The sequence below is a fragment of the Sinorhizobium saheli genome, from assembly GCF_001651875.1.
Taxonomy (GTDB): domain Bacteria; phylum Pseudomonadota; class Alphaproteobacteria; order Rhizobiales; family Rhizobiaceae; genus Sinorhizobium; species Sinorhizobium saheli.
Genome location: NZ_LNQB01000071.1, coordinates 1 through 20142 on the forward strand (window position 1 = coordinate 1; position 20142 = coordinate 20142).

9 protein-coding genes and 1 pseudogene are annotated in these 20142 nt (G+C 66.5%); 5 read left to right on the forward strand and 5 right to left on the reverse strand.

Going from position 1 to position 20142, the window contains the following annotated elements:
• Positions 1-81: 81 nt before the first annotated feature.
• Together ndvB and ATB98_RS11390 are read right to left on the reverse strand one after the other, a co-directional pair.
• A pseudogene (gene ndvB, locus ATB98_RS11385) lies at positions 82-7305 on the reverse strand (cyclic beta-(1,2)-glucan synthase); the annotation flags it as partial.
• Between the two features lie 502 nt (positions 7306-7807).
• Complete coding sequence (locus ATB98_RS11390) at positions 7808-8701, reverse strand: LysR family transcriptional regulator (protein ID WP_066873630.1); 894 nt, start codon at positions 8699-8701, stop codon at positions 7808-7810.
• Positions 8702-8814: 113 nt separating this feature from the next.
• Here ATB98_RS11390 and hglS point away from each other — a divergent pair, with 113 nt between their 5' ends.
• Genes hglS through ATB98_RS11410 form a run of 4 tightly spaced genes read left to right on the forward strand, consistent with a single transcriptional unit; the run spans position 8815 to position 14493 of the window.
• Positions 8815-10215, forward strand: coding sequence for a 2-oxoadipate dioxygenase/decarboxylase HglS (gene hglS, locus ATB98_RS11395; RefSeq protein ID WP_066873634.1), 1401 nt, complete (start codon positions 8815-8817; stop codon positions 10213-10215).
• A 10-nt stretch (positions 10216-10225) separates the two neighbouring features.
• The gene (locus ATB98_RS11400) at positions 10226-11647 is read left to right on the forward strand and encodes an FAD-binding oxidoreductase (RefSeq protein ID WP_066873919.1); all 1422 of its coding nucleotides are present in this window, start codon (positions 10226-10228) and stop codon (positions 11645-11647) included.
• A gap of 30 nt (positions 11648-11677) precedes the next feature.
• Positions 11678-13210, forward strand: coding sequence for an L-piperidine-6-carboxylate dehydrogenase (amaB, locus tag ATB98_RS11405; protein ID WP_066873637.1), 1533 nt, complete (start codon positions 11678-11680; stop codon positions 13208-13210).
• A gap of 50 nt (positions 13211-13260) precedes the next feature.
• Complete coding sequence (locus tag ATB98_RS11410) at positions 13261-14493, forward strand: pyridoxal phosphate-dependent aminotransferase (protein ID WP_066873640.1); 1233 nt, start codon at positions 13261-13263, stop codon at positions 14491-14493.
• 211 nt (positions 14494-14704) lie between these two features.
• On the opposite strand, the gene ATB98_RS11415 is transcribed toward ATB98_RS11410, so the two are convergent.
• Entirely contained in the window at positions 14705-15253 is a 549-nt protein-coding gene (locus ATB98_RS11415; protein ID WP_066873643.1) for a cupin domain-containing protein, read from the reverse strand.
• Positions 15254-15401: 148 nt separating this feature from the next.
• Here ATB98_RS11415 and ATB98_RS11420 point away from each other — a divergent pair, with 148 nt between their 5' ends.
• Positions 15402-16739 (forward strand): aspartate aminotransferase family protein, encoded by a 1338-nt coding sequence (locus tag ATB98_RS11420; RefSeq protein WP_066873646.1) that lies wholly within the window; start codon positions 15402-15404, stop codon positions 16737-16739.
• Positions 16740-16951: 212 nt separating this feature from the next.
• On the opposite strand, the gene ATB98_RS11425 is transcribed toward ATB98_RS11420, so the two are convergent.
• Positions 16952-18223, reverse strand: coding sequence for a glycerate kinase type-2 family protein (locus tag ATB98_RS11425; RefSeq protein WP_066873648.1), 1272 nt, complete (start codon positions 18221-18223; stop codon positions 16952-16954).
• Positions 18224-18361: 138 nt separating this feature from the next.
• Entirely contained in the window at positions 18362-20017 is a 1656-nt protein-coding gene (locus ATB98_RS11430; RefSeq protein WP_066873651.1) for a GMC family oxidoreductase, read from the reverse strand.
• Between the last annotated feature and the right edge of the window lie 125 nt (positions 20018-20142).

Sequence of the window (20142 nt, forward strand, 5' to 3'; positions counted from 1 at the left end):
ACCGATGCGCCCACACCTTCTTCTCAGCTATCCTCATCGCCGCAACATGCTGCTTCTATCTCGATTAATGAGTCCTGAGCCCGGCCGGTGGATGAGGAAGGCGAGCGTATCCTGCAATTGGTCGCGGAAGCCGAAGGCGCCGCTCGCCTGGTAGAAGGCCGAGCGTGCCATGATCCGGCAGCCGAGGCTCTGGTAGGGAAGCCAGTGGTTGATCATGTGGTCGAAGGCGCGGTCGGGCGTCTCGACCTTCACCACGCCGGTGAACTCGGTCCAGAATGCCTGCGCCGCTTCCAGTGCCGCATCGAAGGTGTTCGCCCTCAATTCGTCGAGGATCGCCTGCACCTGATCGGCATTGTCGGCGTCGCCGAGGAAGAAGGTGACCTGCCGCTCCGCGCCCGGCTCGATCGTCAGATCGGTCACAAGCGCCGCACAGGCGTCTCCGTCCACCTCGGTCGATCCCGCCAGTCCGGCGCCGGCGAGCACCGCCTTCGGCGCGAGAATGCCTTGGGCACGGCCGAGGAATTCCCGCCGGCTTGCCGTATAGCCGGTGACATCGCCGTCAATGGCGAAAAACGCGGACCGGCCCGCATAATCGATGCTGTAGGGATTGCTGGCGACGAGCGCCTTCGACGCCTCGTCCCACTCGCTGACGACGAACGGGGCGGTGCGGCCGCGATTGTTGCCGAGGACCCATTCGGCATAGCCGTAGACCCGCAGCTTGCGCGCCGACGAACCGCGGTTGCGGATCGTCAGCCGCACGAGCTTGGCCGGAAGTGTGGCATGCACGGTATGCGCCGCCTCGATCTGCAAGTCGTCCTGGGTGCTCAAGAAGCGTGAATAGCCGAGCCCGTGACGGCCCTCGAAGACGACGGACTTGCGCCGCGACAGCGCGGCATAGGGCGTCAGCACGGCGCCGCTTGCCATGTCGCGGATGAAGATCGCCTCGCCGGGGCGATTAACGACCGCATCGTTGGTCCAGGGCGTCAGCTGGTAGTCGCGCGAATTGCGGCTCCAGGAGAAGGCCGCGCCCTCGGCGGAGATATGGAAGCCGAACTGCTCGTTGGAAATGACGTTGATCCACGGATGCGGCGTCGACTCGCCGCCGCGCAGCCGCACGACATATTCGCGGCCGTCCTCGGCGAAGCCGCCGAAGCCGTTCCAGAACTCCAGCCCTTCGCCGTCGACATGGGCGGCGGCGCGCTCGGCCGGCTCCTCGATCACCGGCACCAGCATCGACGTACCTTCCCCCGCCGTTTCCGCCGGGGTCGCGTAGAGCGCCGTGGCGCGGGCGATCTGGTCGGAGATCGTGCCGTTGCGGGCGTGGAAGACGGCCCGCGATGCCGCGATCAGCGTCGACCAGGTCTCCGGCTCCATCAGGTCGCGGCGGACCGCGAAGATGTGCTGGCGCGGACCGTCGGAGAGGCCCCGAAGCCTCAGGTTCTCGCACATGGAATCGAGCGTGTGCTGCAGGTCCTGCGCGTAGGAAGAGGCGCGCTCGTTGACGACCACCAGATCGGCGGTGATGCCGCGCGCCCTCAAGTATTCCTGCGCACGCAGGGCCTCGCGGGCAATGCCGAGATCGCCGTCGTCGTTGATCCTGAGGCAGAAGATCGGGAAGTCGCCGGAGATCGCCAGCGGCCAGAGCGCCGACTGCGAGGCGAGCCCCGCCTTGACGGTCGCCGTGTCGGCACGAAGGTGCATGTCCGGATAGACCAGATAGCGGCCGAGCATCTGGAAGCTTGCCGCCTCCTGCGAGGTGATCCCGACATGGCGCATCTGCACCTGGCTGCGGGTCCAGGCATGGATGAGCTCGTGGTTGAAGGTCTCCGGATGGCGATAGCGGTCGATCGCCCGGTCGATCCCCTCCCGGTCCGGCGCGGCGATCGTCCAGAAGATGACGCTCACCTTCTTGCCCGCCGGAACACGCACGACGCGGCGAAGCGACATGATCGGGTCGAGCGTGAAGCCGTCGGTCCCCGACAGCGTGGCGCCCGGATCGAAGGCGGCCGCCTCCGCGAGCGTGCGGCCCTGGCCGAGGAAGCGCCGGCGATCGGTTTCCACCTGGGTGTGGCGATCGCTGCCGGCATTGTCGGTGATCAGATGCGCGACCTCGATGTCCGGGTCGCCGGGGCCGCGCTTGTTGCGCGAGACGCGGATCACGTCGCCCTGGCGGCTGATCTCGGTGCGCAGGAACATCTTCGAGAAGGCCGGGTGTGCGCTGTCGGCGTCGTCATAGGCGAGCACCGGCTCGGCATAGGAGGTCACCTCTATGAACCGGTCTTCCGTGCCCGTGTTCAAGAGGATCACCCGCCGGCCCTCCGCATCGTGCTCGGTGGCGACGATGCACTCGACCTCGCTCGTCAGGTCGCCGACGGTCTTGACGAATTCGGCCTTGTCGTCGCCGAAGCGGGTGAGGGTCTTTTCGCCGGGCGCACGCCGGGGTTCGGCGGTGGCCGACCACCACTCTCCCGTGACGGTGTCGCGCAGGAAGATGAAGGTGCCGGTCCTGTCCTCGACGGGGTCCGGGTTCCAGCGGGTGACCGACTGGCCGTTCCAGCGCGCATAGCCGGCGCCGGTCGCCGTCAGCATGATCGAATAGTGACCGTTGGAGAGGAGCACCGTCTCGCGATCTTCCCGCAGCGGTTCCTCGACGATGCGGACCTCCGGGCGCAAGAGGTCGGCCTGGCCCTTTCCGAGCGATTCCGGCTCGCGCTTGGCGGCCATGACCGGGATGTCGCGCGGCGCCTTCTCCTGCAGCAGCAGCTCGGCGGCCTCGATCACCGGGTCGGCATGGAACCACTCGCGCAACTGCCCGGTGAAAACCACGTTGGCGATCGCCGCGATCGACATGCCGTGATGGTGGGCGTAGTAGTTGCGCACCACGGCGCATTTCTGCCCTTCCGGCACGCGCGTCGGCGTGAAGTCGACGGCGTCGTGGAAACCATAGGCGCCGAGCGCGCCGACCTCCCGGAGCTTTGCCAGATTGGCGAGCGCCGATTTCGGGTCGTACATGCAGGCGAGGATCGACGCATAGGGGGCGATGACCGCATTCTGCCCGAGGCCGCGCTTCAGGCCCAGCGTCGGCACGCCGAAATTCGTGTACTGGTAGGTGAGCTCGTGGTCGCGGGCGTTGAACGCCGCCTCGGAGATGCCCCAGGGGGTTCCGAGGCGCCGGCCGTGGTTGATCTGCTCCTGCACCACCAGATTGTTGGTCTGGTTGAGGATGCCGCCCTGGCGCTCCTGCATGACGAGCGGAGGCATCAGATATTCGAACATCGAGCCCGACCAGGAGACCAGCGCGCCACGCGCGCCGACCGGTACGATCGGACGGCCGAGCTTGTACCAGTGCTCGGTCGGCAGATCGCCCTTGGCGATGGCGAAGAGGCTCGTCAGGCGCGCCTCGGATGCCAGAAGATCGTAGCAGGCCTCGTCGAGCTCGTTGGCGTGCACGCGGTAGCCGATCGACAGCAGCCGCCGCTCCGGCCGGAACAGGAAGCCGAAATCCATCGAGAAGGCGATGTCGCGGGCCCGTTCCTTGAGCACCAGCAGGCGCTGGCGCAGCGCCTCGATGGCGCCGAGATCGAAGACGCCGTCGGCGATATGCGCCTCGCAGGTCGAGACCAGCGAGCTCGCCCATTTCGCCATTTCGCCACTCTGCGCGCTGCGCACCTCATGATCGAGGTTGACCGCGAGCTTGTGCATGTCGCGCGCCAGCACGGCTAGGTTGATCACCCTTATGGACGCGAATTCGTGCTCGCGCTTGACCGCGGCAAGCGCGTTCTGGAAGCCGGCGATGCGCTCCTCGATCAGGCGGCGGAGCGGCCGCACCGTCTTGCGGTCGTCGGGAAGCTCGCCGAGCGCCTCCTCGAGGATGGCGGCGACATCGCCGATGCCGTCGAGATTGCCCTGGACATGGGCGGAAGGCGCTTCGGCCCATTCCCGGCACATGGACGAAACGGCAATGAGATGGCCCGCAAGGTTGCCGCTGTCGACGGAGGAGACATAACGCGGCTCCATCGTTTCGAGGCCGCGCGTGCGATACCAGTTGAAGAGATGGCCGCGATATTTCGGCATGCGGTCGATCGTGCCGATGGTCTGTTCGAGCCGCGTGATCGTCTCTTCAAAGCCGATCCAGCCGAAGGAGCGCGCGGACATCACCGAGAGAAGATAGACGCCGATATTCGTCGGCGAGGTGCGCTCGGCCAGCACCGGCTGCGGCGTCTCCTGGAAGTTGTCCGGCGGCAGGAAGTTCTGCTCGGCCGTGACGAAGGTCTCGAAATAACGCCAGGTCCGGCGGGCGATCTTGCGCATCTCGCCGATCGCCTCGTCGGAAACCGCGAGCTGGTCCTCGGTCTCGGCCGATTGGCTGACGAACCAGGCCACCGCGGGCGAGAGCGCCCAGATCAGCGCGAAGGGAATGCCGATGTAGGGCAGCCCCGTGTCGGAGATGGCCGCCAGCGCCAGCGAGACGACCGACAGGACCGGCGCCGTCCACATGGCGCGGAAATAATCGCCGATGGAACCGTGGCCGGCGCTCTGCACCTGCGCCGCCGTGCGCCATTCGAGCATCAGCTTGCGGCTGGCGAAGGTGCGGTAGAGCGCGCGGACGATCGCATCCGCCATCATCGCGGCATTGTGGGCGATGAAGACGATCCTGAGCGCCACCTGCGCGTTGGCGGCGCGGATGTCGGACAGGACGGTGTGGAGGTGAGCCCTCGCGACGATGTCGTTGCGCCGCGGCATGATGCCGTTGATAAGCGACAGGGTGGGGGCGACGAAAAGGCTGAAGATCAGCACGATCTGCCAGATCAGCGCCTCGGCCGGTTCCATGTAGTACCAGCCCATGACCGAAGCCGCGAGCCAGGCGACGGGGATGAGCGACCGGCGCAGGTTGTCGTACATCTTCCAGCGGCCGAGCATCGACAGGCCGTTCGCCGGGCTGAAGATATAGGGCAGGAGCTGCCAGTCGCCGCGCGCCCAGCGATGCTGGCGCGACATCTCGACCTCGTAGCGGGTCGGGAAGTCCTCGACGAGCTCGACATCGGTCACCAGCGCGCAGCGCGCATAGGAGCCCTCGAGCAGATCGTGGCTCAGCACCGCATTCTCTTCGATCCGGCCCTTGAGCGCGGCCTCGAAGGCATCGACATGATAGAGGCCCTTGCCGGTGAAGCTGCCTTCGCCGGTGATGTCCTGGTAGACGTCGGAGACGGTGAAGACGTAAGGGTCGATGCCGCGATTGATGGTGAAGATGCGCTGGAAGGCGGAGGCCTCGCTGCCGGTCGTCAGGGAGGGCGTCACGCGCGGCTGCAGCAGGCTGTAGCCGGTCACCACCTCCTGGGTCCGCGGATTCACGACGGGCCGGTTGATCGGGTGGTAGAGCTTGCCGACGAGCTTGGTGACCGCGTCGCGCATCAGGCGCGTGTCGGAATCGAGCGTCATGACATATTGCACGCCCTCCGGCACCACGTTGGCGCCCGGCAGGAACGAGGTGTCGCGGTCGCCGCGCAGGAGCAGGTTCAGCTCGTGCAGCTTGCCGCGCTTGCGCTCCCACCCCATCCAGGCGCCTTCGGACTCGTTGTAGAGCCGGCGGCGGTGCAGGAGGAAGAAGCGCGTCTTGCCGTCATAGGCGTAGCGGGAGGCGAGCGACGCCACTTCGCGCTTGGCATAATCGAGCACATCCGCGTCGGCGGGCGTCTCCTCGAACTTGCTGTCGGCCCAGTCGCTCAGGAGCGCGAAATAGATCTCGCCGCGCGGATTGGCGAGATAGTGGACCTCGAGATTGCGCACGAGCTCGTCGACATGGTCGCGCTTGGAAATGAGGCAGGGCACCACGACCAGCGTGCGCGCATCCTCCGGAATGCCGTCGAGGAATTCGTAGCCGACGAGGCGCGAGGGTTTGACGAACAGCGTGATCAGCGTGTTGAACAGACCCATCGCGCCTTCGGAGGCCGGCAGCGCGAACAGCAGGAGCATGATCAGCATCGCGCCGTCCGGAATGTCCATCGGGCTCACGAAGGCGTAGACGGCGACCATCGCCAGGATCGTCAGGAGAATGTTGGGCCCGGCGATCGCGAACCAGTCGAGCCTGCGCGCGAAGCGGATGAGGTACTGGAACACGGAGGGCGAATAGCCGATCCGCTTCTCCAGCGCCTTGCGCTGCAAGCCGACGAGGAAGGAGCCGACATTCGGCTCCTGCAGCGGCGCCTCGACGGCGGCGGCCGCCTTGGCTTCCTCGACCATCTCGATGGCGATCTTGGTGACTTCGTGCTCGCTGTAGCCGGAGCGGCGGGCGAGCTTCTCGATCGTGTCGCGATAGTTGTTGCGTGAACCGAAATCGAGGGCGGCGTAGTCGGAACCCTCGCGCAGCGTCGCATCGATCTTGCTGACGCTTTCGAACCAGACGGCCCAGTCGGTGTCGTCGATCTCGCGCAGGCTGCGGATGATGTTGCTCATCGTCGCATTGCCCGACGACAGGCGGTTCTGCTCGGCGACCAGCGCTTCCTCGACATCGGTGCCGCGCCGCTCGAGCTGCTCCTCGATCCAGCCGATCACCGCGCCCGAGGTCTGCGATCCGTCGCGCATGCGATAGAGGAGCTGGGCGATGAAGGTGTTGTCGGCGGCCAGCGCCTCGGATTCGGCCAGAAGCGCCCGGCACCCTTCCGGGTCGCCCAGGCGGATGATCTGGTCGGCAACGTCGTTCGCCTTTCGCCGCATGCCGCGGGAGCGCTCGACGCGGATGGCGATCCGGCGCAGGTTTTCGATGAGAACGAAGCGCAGGATCGACGGCAGCGCCCAGAGTTCACCGATCTTGAAGGTCTCGTGCTCCTGGAAGCCCTCGACCATGGCGGTGATGCTTTCCCGCGAGACGGTGCTGTGGGTATGGGCGACATAGAGCCAGGCAAGCGCCATGGTGCGCGGGATGACCGTGCTGTTGATCTGGATCGTCGGCAATTGCCGGTAGAACCGGCGCGGGAAGTCGCGCCGGACCTCCTGGATCGCCTCCTCCACCACATGGTGGTTGTCGAGCAGCCATTCGGCCGCAGGGGTGATCGAAGCGCCGGCCTCGACGTCGGCCGCCGTCGCCCGGTAGACCCGCAGGATTTCCTTCTCGTTCTCCCGATGCCGGGCGCGGAACTCGAAGGAAAAGAAGCCCGGCAGCGCGGAAATGCCGTTCTGGGCGAGGCTTGCACCACATCCCCGCAGCTCGTCGATCGAGAAATAGGTCGAGCGGATCGAATCGTTATAGTCGATCTGCTTCGCTTCCGGTTCGCGCGGTGAATTGGACGGCGTTGTATGTTGAAGCATGGGTACGGGTTCTGTTTCCAGCCGGGATCGGTCGATCCGGTTTTCGTTGTTCTGCCGGAGTGGCTGCGCCCCTGAAGGCCCATGCGTCGCCGGCGCGTTCCTGGACACGGTCATGTGTCCTCCTTCCGCCCCTATCGTCCCGGGAGGCGGGATCCGGCGGAAGCCGGCGCCGACGGGGACCTGGGGCTTGGAGATCGCAAAGCCGGCGGCGCGCTGGATTTCACGGCCGCGTGGTGCATGAAGATGGCATTTTTTAGCCGTAGTGTCAGCAGGTTGCAAGAATTGCCGGCGCTGCTTCCGGCGAATTGTCGGGGCGCGGGACGGGAGACGCAGGACATGCCTCGGCGCTCCCTCGGCTCAACGGATAGCTTGGTCAAGTTCGCCCCTTCCTGATGCATGGTTCCTCGAGGCTCGAAGCCGTTCAGGGAAACATGTCGCGTTTCAAGATCCTGCGGCAGGCCGAAACCTCGCAGGCGCTCTGCCCGGGCTCCCCTGCGCCGGATCAGCCGACCTGTTCGGTGATCCATTCCCGGAACGCGTGGCTGATCGGGTTCTCGAGCTTGCCTTCGGGAATGGCGAGATAATAGCTGTTCTCCGTCTGCATCGGCCGGTCGAGAACGATCCGCAGCGTGCCTGCCGTCAGTTCCTGCTCGATCAGATAACGAGGCAAAAGGGCAAAACCGAGACCTGCAGTCGCCGCCTCGATCACCATCGAGAATTGGTCGAACCGGTTGCCGCGATAGGCGCCCTGGCTGTCGATCCCGTTTGCCTCGAACCATTGCGCCCAGAGCTTGGGTCTCGTCGCGAGCTGGAGCAGCGGCCGGGCGCCGAGATCCTCCGGCGTCGCGACCGGATTCGCCGCGAAAAGGGGAGGGCTCGCAACCGGTACGATGATCTCGCTGCAGAGATAGCTGCAGGTCGCCCGAGCCCAGACCGGCTGGCCGTAATGGATCGCCAGGTCGAAATTCTGCTCCTCGAAGTCGAAGGGCTCGGAACGGGAGGCGATGTTGACGACGGTGCCGGGGTGGCGGCGCAGGAAATCCGGCAGACGCGGCACCAGCCAGCGGCTGCCGAAGGTCGGCAGCGACGCGATCGACAGGCTCGAGTCGGCGCGGGCCGACGCCATGGCGCGCACCATCAGTTCCTCGGTCTGGCTCAAGAGCCGGCGCACCTCCGGCAGGAACTTCTGCCCGGCTTCCGAAAGGATGACCCGCTGGCGCACGCGCTCGAAGAGCAGCACGCCGAGCTGCGTCTCGAGATCCTTGATCTGGCGGCTGACGGCGCTTTGCGTCAGGTTGAGCTCGGCCGCGGCCTGGGTGAAGCTGCCGTGGCGCGCCGCGCATTCGAAGGCCTGCAGCGTCGTCACGTCGGGAACCAGTCGGCGGCTCAACTTCATTCCGGCCTCGCATCAACATAGTCAGAAGCAGCGCGATCCAAGGCCGTCACCTTCCGATATGATCAGAATTAAGAATGACCTTGTCCTTCACCCTTAGCGCGAGGCGAGCCCCAGTGAAAGAGAATAGTTTCGTTTCGGCCGACGATATCCGCTCGGCCTTTTCCGCCGCGATGTCCCAGATGTATCGCGAGGAGGTGCCCGCCTACGGCACGCTCATGGAACTGGTGGCCAAGGTCAATGCCGATACGCTTTCGGCCGATGCAACGCTCAAGGAGCGCCTGGAGGCGACGGATTCGCTCGACCGCATCAGCGAGGAACGCCACGGCGCGATCCGCCTCGGCACCCCGGCGGAACTTTCGACGATGCGCCGCGTCTTCGCCGTGATGGGGATGTATCCGGTCGGTTACTACGATCTTTCGACCGCCGGCGTGCCGGTGCATTCGACCGCCTTCCGCCCCGTCGGCGAGGCGGCGCTGAAGCGCAACCCCTTCCGCGTCTTCACATCGCTGCTGAGGCTCGATCTCATCGCCGACGAGCGGCTGCGCGCGGAAGCCGAAGCGATCCTCAAGGAGCGGCGCATCTTCACTCCGGCCGCGATCGAGCTCACCGGAAAAGCCGAGCGCGACGGCGGGCTCGCCAAGGCCGATGCCGACCGCTTCGTGGCGGAAGTCCTCGAAACCTTCCGCTGGCACGACAAGGCCAGTGTCGGTGCCGACATGTACGAGCGGCTCCATGACGCCCACCGGCTGGTCGCCGACGTCGTCTCCTTCAAGGGGCCGCACATCAATCATCTGACGCCGCGCACGCTCGACATCGACAAGGTGCAGGCGCTGATGCCCGAATACGGCATCGCCCCCAAGGCGGTCGTCGAAGGGCCGCCGACCCGCAAATGCCCGATCCTGCTCCGCCAGACCTCCTTCAAGGCGCTGGAGGAACCGGTTTCCTTCCGCGATGCCGGCGGCGGCTGGAAGGCCGGCTCGCACACGGCGCGTTTCGGCGAGATCGAGCAGCGCGGCCTGGCGCTGACGCCGAAGGGCCGCGGCCTCTACGACCGCCTGCTCGAGGAATCGCGCAAGGTCGTGCGCCCCGCCGCGGACGGCTCCAACGCCCGGGCATACGAGGGCGCCCTGGCGGAGGCCTTCCAGGGCTTCCCGGACAGCTGGGCGGAAATTCGCCGAGCCGGGCTCGGCTATTTCAGCTATTCTCTGACGGAAAAGGGCCGGCAGACGAAGCTTCCCGGCCGCCGCGACATCGACTCGCTGATCGCCGACGGCCTTGTTCGGTTCGACCCGATCGTCTACGAGGACTTCCTTCCGGTGAGCGCCGCCGGTATCTTCCAGTCGAACCTCGGCGACGGCGCGCAGCAGGAATTCGTCGCAAGCCCGAACCAGAAGCGCTTCGAGGCCGACCTCGGCGTCGCCGTGCTCAACGAATTCGACCACTATGCAGGCATCGAGCAGGCATCGATCGAAAGCTGCCTCAGGGCACTGACTGCCGCCGTAGCAGCGGAATGACATGCCGACGATGATTGACGAGCACCATATCGACGCGCTGACCAGGCTTCTTGGCGACAAGGGCGTCGTCACGCGCCCCGAGGACAGGGAAGCCTATGAGGTGGGCGCGCGCTACGACCGCGGCCGCGCCGCCGCCGTCCTGCGCCCGGCGACGACGGCGGAGGTTTCCGCCGCGGTCTCCTATTGCGTGCGCAACGGCATCGCCCTCGTCCCGCAGTCCGGCAATACCGGTCTCGTCTCCGGATCGACGCCGGACGGTTCCGGCGACGAGGTGGTGCTGAGCCTCGACCGGCTGACCCGGCAATTCGCGCTCGACCTCGACAATCGTTCGATCCGCATCGATGCGGGCTTTCGCCTGTCCGACCTCAACCGGCGCCTGGAGGAGCACGGCCTGTTCTTCCCGATCGACCTTGGCGCCGACCCGCGTCTCGGCGGCATGATCGCCACCAACACGGGCGGCTCGCGCTTCCTGAAATATGGTGACGTGCGCCGCAACACGCTGGGGCTGAAGGTGGTGCTCGCCGACGCGGCGGGCACGGTGCTCGACCTCGGCTCGGAGCTGCGCAAGAACAATACCGGGGTCGACTGGAAGCAGCTCTTCATCGGCACGTCCGGCGCCTTCGGCATCGTCACCGAATGCGTCCTCAATCTCGAGCGCGTCCCGAAGCAGGCGGCGACCGCGCTGCTGGTGCCGGCGAGCGGAGCGCACGTGCTGCCGCTCCTGAACGCCATGGAAGAGCGCCTCGGCGCCTATCTCTCGGCCTTCGAGGGCATGTCGAGGAATGCGGTCGCCGCAGCCTTCGCCCATGTGCCGTCGCTCAAAAACCCGTTCCAGGGCGGCAGGATCCCCGACTACGTGATCCTCGCCGAAATCGCCCGCACCTCCGCGCCGCGCGAGGGCGAGCAGCCGCTCGACGCGGTCCTCGAAAGCGTGCTTGCGGAAATCTGGGAGATGGAAGGAGCGCCGCTCGCCGATGCCTTTGTCGGCCCGCCCCACGAGATCTGGGCGCTGCGCCACGCGTTGTCGGAAGGGGTCAAGCACCTCGGCAAGCTGATCGCCTTCGATCTTTCCTTCCGCCGGGGTGACATCATGGCCTTCTGCGACCATATGAAGGCGGAAATGCCGGAGAAGTTCCCGGGCGTCACCGTCTGCGACTTCGGCCATATCGGCGACGGCGGCGTCCATTTCAACCTGGTCGTCGCGAAGGACAGTCCGCTTGCGGCCGATCCGACCTTCGATGAGCGGCTGCGCGAATGGGTCTTCGCGGTCGCGGTCGAGCAGTATCACGGCAGCTTCAGCGCGGAACACGCGATCGGCCGCCGCAACCAGGCAGTTTACGATTTCTACACACCGGAAAAAATGAAAGAGATGGCCGCCGGCCTGAAGACGTTCACCTCGCCGGGAAAGCTCGGCAGCGCGCGCTTCGGCTAGGCCGCCCAAGCAAGATGGGAGTCAGATGACATGAACATTGCAGCCAAGAAAGTCGACGTCGCCAGGGAGGCGGCCGTCCTCCTCGAGAAACTGGGCGTCGCGAGCGATCTCTATACCGGCGGCGCCATGCCGTCCTTCAGCCCGGTCACCGGCGAGCAGATCGCCAGCCTGAAGACCGTCTCGGCCGCAGGGGCCGCGGAGAAGATCGAAAAGGCCGACGCGGCCTTCCGCGCCTGGCGGCTGGTGCCGGCGCCGAAGCGCGGCGAGCTCGTCCGCCTGCTCGGCGAGGAACTGCGTGCCGTCAAGGCCGATCTCGGCCGGCTCGTCTCGATCGAGGCCGGCAAGATCCCGTCGGAAGGGCTCGGCGAAGTACAGGAGATGATCGACATCTGCGATTTCGCCGTCGGGCTTTCGCGCCAGCTCTACGGCCTGACGATCGCCACCGAGCGTCCCGGCCACCGGATGATGGAGACCTGGCACCCGCTCGGCGTCGTCGGCATCATCTCGGCCTTCAACTTCCCCGTCGCCGTCTGGTCGTGGAACGCGGCGCTGGCGCTCGTCTGCGGCGATGCGGTCGTCTGGAAGCCGTCGGAAAAGACGCCGCTCACCGCGCTTGCCTGCCAGGCGATCCTCGAACGCGCCATCGCCCGCTTCGGCGATGCGCCCGAAGGCCTGTCGCAGGTGCTGATCGGCGACCGGGCGATCGGCGAGGTCCTCGTCGACCATCCGAAGGTGCCGCTGGTCTCGGCGACCGGCTCCACCCGCATGGGCCGCGAGGTCGGTCCGCGGCTTGCCAAGCGCTTCGCCCGCGCCATCCTCGAGCTCGGCGGCAACAATGCCGGCATCGTCTGCCCGTCCGCCGATCTCGACATGGCGCTCCGCGCCATCGCCTTCGGCGCCATGGGCACCGCCGGCCAGCGCTGCACGACGCTGCGCCGTCTCTTCGTCCATGAGAGCGTCTATGACCAGCTCGTGCCGCGGCTGAAGAAGGCCTACCAGTCGGTCTCCGTCGGCAACCCGCTGGAGACGACCGCGCTCGTCGGCCCGCTCGTCGACAAGGCCGCCTTCGACAACATGCAGAAGGCGATCGCCGAGGCGAAAGGGCACGGCGGCGTGGTCACCGGCGGAGAACGCGTCGAACTCGGCTACGAGAACGGCTTCTACGTCAAGCCGGCGCTCGTCGAAATGCCGAAGCAGGAGGGCCCGGTGCTGGAAGAGACCTTCGCGCCGATCCTCTATGTCATCAAGTACAGCGACTTCGACGCGGTGCTCGCCGAGCACAATGCGGTTGCCGCGGGGCTTTCCTCCTCGATCTTCACCCGCGACATGCAGGAATCGGAGCGCTTCCTCGCGGCCGACGGCTCCGATTGCGGCATCGCCAACGTCAACATCGGCACCTCGGGCGCGGAAATCGGCGGCGCCTTCGGTGGCGAGAAGGAGACCGGCGGCGGCCGCGAATCCGGCTCCGACGCCTGGAAGGCCTATATGCGCCGGGCCACCAACACGGTGAACTATTCGAAGGCTCTGCCGCTGGCGCAGGGCGTCTCGTTCGACATTGAATAGTTGGCGACATCGAATGATTGGCGGCATCGAATAATCGAATAGGATCGGCCATGACCATCAATGCAACGGTCAAGGAGGCGGGCTTTCGGCCCGCCTCGCGGATCGCCTCGATCGGCGTTTCGGAAATCCTGAAGATCGGCGCCCGCGCCAGCGCGATGAAGCGCGAGGGCAAGCCGGTGATCATTCTCGGCGCCGGCGAGCCGGATTTCGACACGCCCGACCACGTCAAGGAAGCCGCTGCGGAAGCGATCTGGCGTGGCGAGACGAAATATACGGCCCTCGACGGCACGCCGGAACTGAAGAAGGCGATCCGCGAAAAGTTCCAGCGCGAGAACGGCCTCGCCTACGAGCTCGACGAGATCACGGTCGCGACCGGCGCCAAGCAGATCCTGTTCAACGCCATGATGGCGTCGATCAATCCCGGCGACGAGGTGATCATCCCGACGCCCTACTGGACCTCCTATTCGGACATCGTCCAGATCGCAGAAGGCAAGCCGGTGCTGATCGCCTGCGATGCCTCGTCCGGCTTCCGCCTGACTGCGGACAAGCTCGAGGCGGCGATCACGCCGAGGACGCGCTGGGTGCTGTTGAATTCCCCCTCGAACCCGTCCGGCGCCGCCTACGGCGCTATCGACTACCGGCCGCTCCTCGACGTGCTGCTGAAGCATCCGCATGTCTGGCTGCTCGTCGACGACATGTACGAGCACATCGTCTATGACGGCTTCCGCTTCGTCACGCCGGCTGAGCTCGAGCCGCGGCTGAAAGAACGCACGCTCACCGTCAACGGCGTCTCCAAGGCCTATGCGATGACCGGCTGGCGCATCGGCTATGCCGGCGGCCCGCGCGATCTCATCAAGGCGATGGCCGTCGTCCAGAGCCAGGCGACCTCCTGCCCGTCATCCGTGAGCCAGGCAGCCTCGGTCGCCGCACTCAACGGCCCGCAGGATTTCCTGAAGGAGCGCACCGCGAGCTTCCAGCGCCGCCGGGATCTCGTCGTCAAAGGGCTGAACGCCATCGACGGCCTCGATTGCCGGGTTCCGGAAGGCGCCTTCTACACCTTCTCGGGCTGCGCCGGCATGCTCGGCCGGGTGACGCCCGGCGGCAGGACGATCGAGACGGATACGGACTTCTGCGCCTATCTGCTCGACGACGCCCACGTCGCCGTCGTCCCGGGCTCGGCCTTCGGCCTTTCGCCCTATTTCCGCATCTCCTATGCGACGTCCGAGGCGGAGCTCACGGAAGCGCTCACCCGCATCGCCGCCGCCTGCGCGCGGCTTTCGTGAGTTAGACGGAAGAGTCGCGGAAAAAAGCCCCTCCCCAACCCCTCCCCACAAGGGGGAGGGGCTTAACCTGCCGCACCCACTCCCCCTCTACTTTGGACCGTTTCAACGAACTCGAGCTTGGAAAATGGCAGTCGGGCGCAGCAGGCGCCAAAGCCCCTCCCCCTTGTGGGGAGGGGTTGGGGAGGGGTCTCTTTGCGCCTATTGAACAGGGTCAAAACGTCGGCGGCGTGCAGGCGCTGATCACCTCGCAGGGGACCGGCCCGACGCAGCGGAAGCGGTGGGGACGGCGGCTTTCGAAATAATAGGCGTCTCCCGGCCCGAGGACGCGCCGCTCGTCGTCGACGGTTACCTCCAGCCGGCCGGAAAGCACGATGCCGCCCTCCTCGCCCTCGTGCACGAGCGGTACCTTGCCGGTGTCGGCGCCCGGCTGGTAGCACTCCTTCAATATCTGCAGGCTGCGGCCGAAGAGATTGTCGCCGATCTGGCGATAGGAGATCGGCCCTTTGCCGATTTCGACCAGCTCGTCGGCCGCATAGAAGGCCTTGCGCGGCTTCTCCGGCTCGAAGGAGAAGAACTCCGCGAGCCCGATCGGAATGCCGTCGAGAATGCGCTTGAGCGCCCCGACCGAAGGGTTGGAGGCATTCGATTCGATCAGCGAGATGGTGGAGTTGGTGACGCCCGCCCGCTTGGCAAGCTCGCGCTGGGAGAGATTGTGCGCCAGCCGCACATGGCGCAGGCGGTTGCCGATATCGACGCTCATCGCGTACTCCGGTGTTGACCTTGTTCGGAATACCGAAACTCTACCAAACACGATCTAGGAAATACAATAGCTTAGGCGACTTCAGAAAAGGACTTGTTCGGAAATCCAAATCATGGCGTCAATCGCCTCACCGACAGGAGGATTGCCCATGAACGCCCACGACAAGCCCAACGCCCCGGTTCTCGACAGCTACTGGATGCCCTTCACCGCCAACCGCCAGTTCAAGGCCGCACCCCGCCTGCTCGCCTCGGCCGAGGGCATGCACTACACAAGCATCGACGGCCGGACGATCCTCGACGGCACCGCCGGTCTCTGGTGCGTCAATGCGGGGCACGGCCGCCGGCAGATCGCCGCCGCCGTCGAGCGGCAGCTGACGACGATGGATTATGCCCCCTCCTTCCAATTGGGCCATCCGATCGCCTTCGATTTCGCCGAGCGGCTGGCCGAGATCGCCCCGGGCCCGGCCGGCGCCAAGCTCGACCGGATCTTCTTCACCGGCTCCGGCTCGGAATCGGTCGACACGGCCTTGAAGATCGCGCTCGCCTATCAGCGCTCGATCGGCCAGGGCACCCGCACCCGGCTGATCGGCCGTGAGCGCGGCTATCACGGCGTCGGCTTCGGCGGCATTTCGGTCGGCGGCATCCTCAACAACCGCCGCGTCTTCCCGCAGCTTGCCGGCTCCGACCACCTGCGCCACACCCACGACCTTGCGAAGAACGCCTTCGTCAAGGGCCAGCCGGAGCATAGCGCCGAGCTTGCCGACGACCTCGAAAGGCTCGTGGCGCTGCACGGCGCCGAGACGATCGCCGCCTGCATCGTCGAGCCGGTGGCCGGCTCGACCGGCGTGCTGATCCCGCCGAAGGGCTATCTCGAGCGGCTGCGCGCAATCTGCGACAGGCACGGCATCCTGTTGATCTTCGACGAGGTGATCACCGGCTTCGGCCGTCTCGGCGCCACCTTCGCGGCCGACTATTTCGGCGTCACGCCGGATATCGTCACCACCGCCAAGGGGCTGACCAACGGCGCGATCCCGATGGGCGCGGTCTTTGCGAGCCGCAAGGTGCACGACGCGCTGATGCACGGGCCGGAAGGCCAGATCGAGCTCTTCCACGGCTACACCTATTCCGGCCACCCGGCCGCCTGCGCCGCCGGCATCGCCACCCTCGACATCTATCGCGACGAGGGCCTTATGACCCGCGCCGCCGAGCTGCAGGAGGACTGGCACGCGGCGATGCATTCGCTGAACGGCCTGCCGCACGTCATCGACATCCGCACCATCGGCCTCATCGCCGGCATCGAGCTCAGCCCACGCGACGGCGCGCCGGGAGCGCGCGCCTACGACGTCTTCGTCGATTGCTTCGAGCGCGGCCTGATGATCCGCGTCACCGGCGACATCATCGCCTTCTCGCCGCCGCTGATCGTCGAGAAGCAGCATATCGGCGAGATCGTCTCGATCCTCGGCGACGCGCTGAAGCGGGTGAAGTAACCGGTTCGATACCTGCAAGTGAATCGCAGGACAAGGCCCCTCCCCACCCCTCCCCACAGGTGGGAGGGGCTTGCCTGCGGCACCGTCTCCACCCAGTTTCGTCGTTTCGACGGGTTGGACGGCTCGATGATGGCAGGCGGCTGCAGCGCGCACCGAAGCCCCTCCCACCTGGTTGGGGAGGGGTCTTGCTCCACCCGATGCCCTGAACCAAATCACCGGATCAATATCGCCCGGAAATCATTGACGTTGGTGCCGGTCGGGCCGGGAACGAAAAGGTCGTTGCTCGCCGCGAAGGCCGACCAGGCGTCGTGGCGGGCGAGATGGGCGCGCGGGTCGATGCCGGCCGCGCGCATGCGGGCGACGCTTTTCCCGTCGGCGAAGGCGCCGGCATTGTCCTCCGAGCCGTCGATGCCGTCCGTGTCCGCTGCCAGCGCATCGATGCCCGTAACTCCGTCGATATCGAGCGCCAGCGACAGGAGGAACTCGCTGTTGCGCCCGCCCTTGCCGTAATCGTTGCCGGAGATCGTCACCGTCGTCTCGCCGCCGGAAAGCAGCACGACCGGCTTGCCAAACGGCCGACCGCGCAAGGCCACCTCGCGGGCGAGCGCGGCATGCATGCGGCCGATGTCGCGCGCCTCGCCCTCGATCGCATCGGAAAGGATCATCGCCTCGAGGCCGAGTGCCCGGGCGCGCGCCGCCGCCGCTTCGAGCGACACGCTCGCCGAGGCGATCACGTGAATTTCGTTGCCGGCAAAGCCGGGATCGTCGGGCTGCGGTGCGCGCGCGGCTTCGGAGGAAAGATGCGCCATCACCCGCTCGGGGAGCGCCATGCCATAACGCGCGACGATCTCGCGCGCCTCTTCGAGGCTCGACCGGTCCGGCACGGTCGGGCCGGAGGCGACGAAGGCGGGGTCGTCGCCCGGAACGTCGGAGACGACGAGGCTGACGACGCGGGCCGGCGCGGCGGCCAAGGCAAGCCGCCCGCCCTTGATCCTGGAGACATGCTTGCGCACGACGTTCATCGCCGAGATCGGCGCCCCGGAGGCAAGCAGCGCCCGGTTGACGGCGATCTCGTCCTCGAGCGTCAATCCATCCGGCGGCGCCGGCAGCAGCGCCGAGCCGCCGCCGGAGACGAGCGCCACGACGAGGTCGTCCGCCGTCAGGCCCTCGACCTGCTTGAGGAGCGACGAGGAGGCGACGAGGCCTGCCTCGTCCGGCACCGGATGGGCCGATTGCAGCACCCGGATGCGCTCGCATTCTTCGATCGGGCCATGGCGCGCGACGACGTTGCCTTCGAGCGGTCCGTCCCAGAGGCGCTCGAAGGCGGCCGCCATCTGGCTTGCCGCCTTGCCGGCGCCGACGACGATCGTGCGCCCTTTCGGCCGCTGCGGCAGATGCGCCCGAATGGCGGCTTCAGGATCGGCCGCGGCGACGGCAGTCTCGAAGAGGGAGGTCAGGAAGGAGCGCGGCTCGATCGATGTCATGAATCAATCCGGAAGTTCGAGGTCGTAAACGTGCGCACCTTGGACGCGGCCTTCGGCCGCCGCAACCAATTTTGCGCCGGTACGGCGATGATCTGCGCCGTTGAGACAGGTTGGCGACGGCGGATCATCGCCGCCGTCTCAACGAACGTCAGCGCGCGCCCGCGGCCGCGTGTCGTTGCGCTCATGCTGAAACACCGCCTGCGGCAAGGGCGGCAGTCCGCGGATGATGTCCGCCCCCTTTTCGCCGACCATGATCGTCGGCCCGTTCGTGTTGCAGGAGGGAACGCGCGGCATTACCGAGCTGTCGCAGACGCGCAACCCTTCGAGCCCGCGGACCTTGAGCTCCAGGTCGACGACCGCCATGGCGTCCGTTCCCATCTTGCAGGTGCCGACCGGGTGGTGGTCGGTCTTGGCATTGGCGCAGCCATAGTCGAAGAGCTGCTCCCCGGTTTTCACGTCCTTGCCCGGCAGACGTTCGGCGAGCACGTAGGGCTCCAATGCCGGCTGCTGCATGATCTCGCGGGCGATCTGCAGCCCCTCGAGCGACATCCTGCGGTCGTGCGGATCCTCCCAATAGTTCGGGTCGATCAGCGGTGCTGCAGCCGGGTCGGCCGAGGAAAGCCTGACCGTGCCGCGCGAGCGCGGGTGCAGATAGGCGGAGTTGAGGGTGACGCCGGCGTTCTTCAGCCGCGCGACGCCGGCCTCGATGCCGGATCCGAGGCCGAGATGGAACTGGATGTCCGGCGAGCGGGCATCCGGATCGGCATACCAGAAGCCGCCGGTCTCGAAGAGCGACGAGGCGACCGGGCCGGTGCGGAAGAGCACGTATTGCAGGCCGGCCCAGAGCGTGCGGTGGAGCTTGGCGACATTGTCGTAGGTGTGATCGCCGGTGCATTCGGAAATCACGAAGAGATCGAGATGGTCCTGGAGATTGCCGCCGACGCCGGGGAGGTCGTGCCGCACCTCGACGCCCACCGAGCGCAGGTGATCGGCTGGGCCGATGCCGGATTGCAGGAGCAGCTTCGGCGAACCGATGGCGCCGGAGGAGACCAGCACCTCCCTTCCGGCGCGGATCGTCTCGCTGCCCTTCGCCGTCGCCACTTCGACGCCGACGGCGCGGCTGCCCTCGAGCAGGATGCGGGCGACGCGGGCGCCGGTGCGCACCGTCAGGTTCTTGCGCTTTCTGATCGGCGAAAGATAGGCGAGCGAGGCGGAGGAACGCCGCCGGTTGCGCTGGGTCAGCTGGTAGAAGCCGACACCCGCCTGCTGCCTGCCGTTGAAATCGTGGTTATAGGGGATGCCGAGCTCCTGGCCGGCGCGGATATAGGCATCGCAGATCGGCAGCGTCGAGACCGGCATCGAGACGCCGAGCGGCCCGCCATAGGCATGATAGTCGTCGGCGAAACGCTGGTTGTCCTCGGCGCGCTTGAAATAGGGAAGGACGCTGCGATAGTCCCAGCCGGTGCAGCCGTCCTCGCTCGCCCAGAGATCGTAGTCGACGGCATTGCCGCGGGTATAGAGCTGCGCGTTGATGGACGAGCCGCCGCCGATCACCTTGGCCTGGGTATAGCGCAGCACCCGGCCCTTCATGTGCTTCTGCGGCACCGTGTTCCAGCCCCAGCTCGCCACCCCCTTGGTCATCCTGGCGAAGCCGGCCGGCATGTGGAACAGCGGGTTCCAGTCGCCGCCGCCCGCCTCGAGCAGCAGCACCTTGACGGTCGGATCCTCGCTCAAGCGATTGGCGAGCACGCAGCCGGCCGGGCCAGCGCCGGTGATGATGTAGTCGTAGGTCATTCATACGTCCTCAAGCTTACGCGTCTGCGCGCGGTCAGATACTCAGCATTTGCCCCTCATCCGGCTGCCGCCACCTTCTCCCCGCGCGCGGGGAGAAGGGACTCGCGGCACCGCCTTAGCCATCT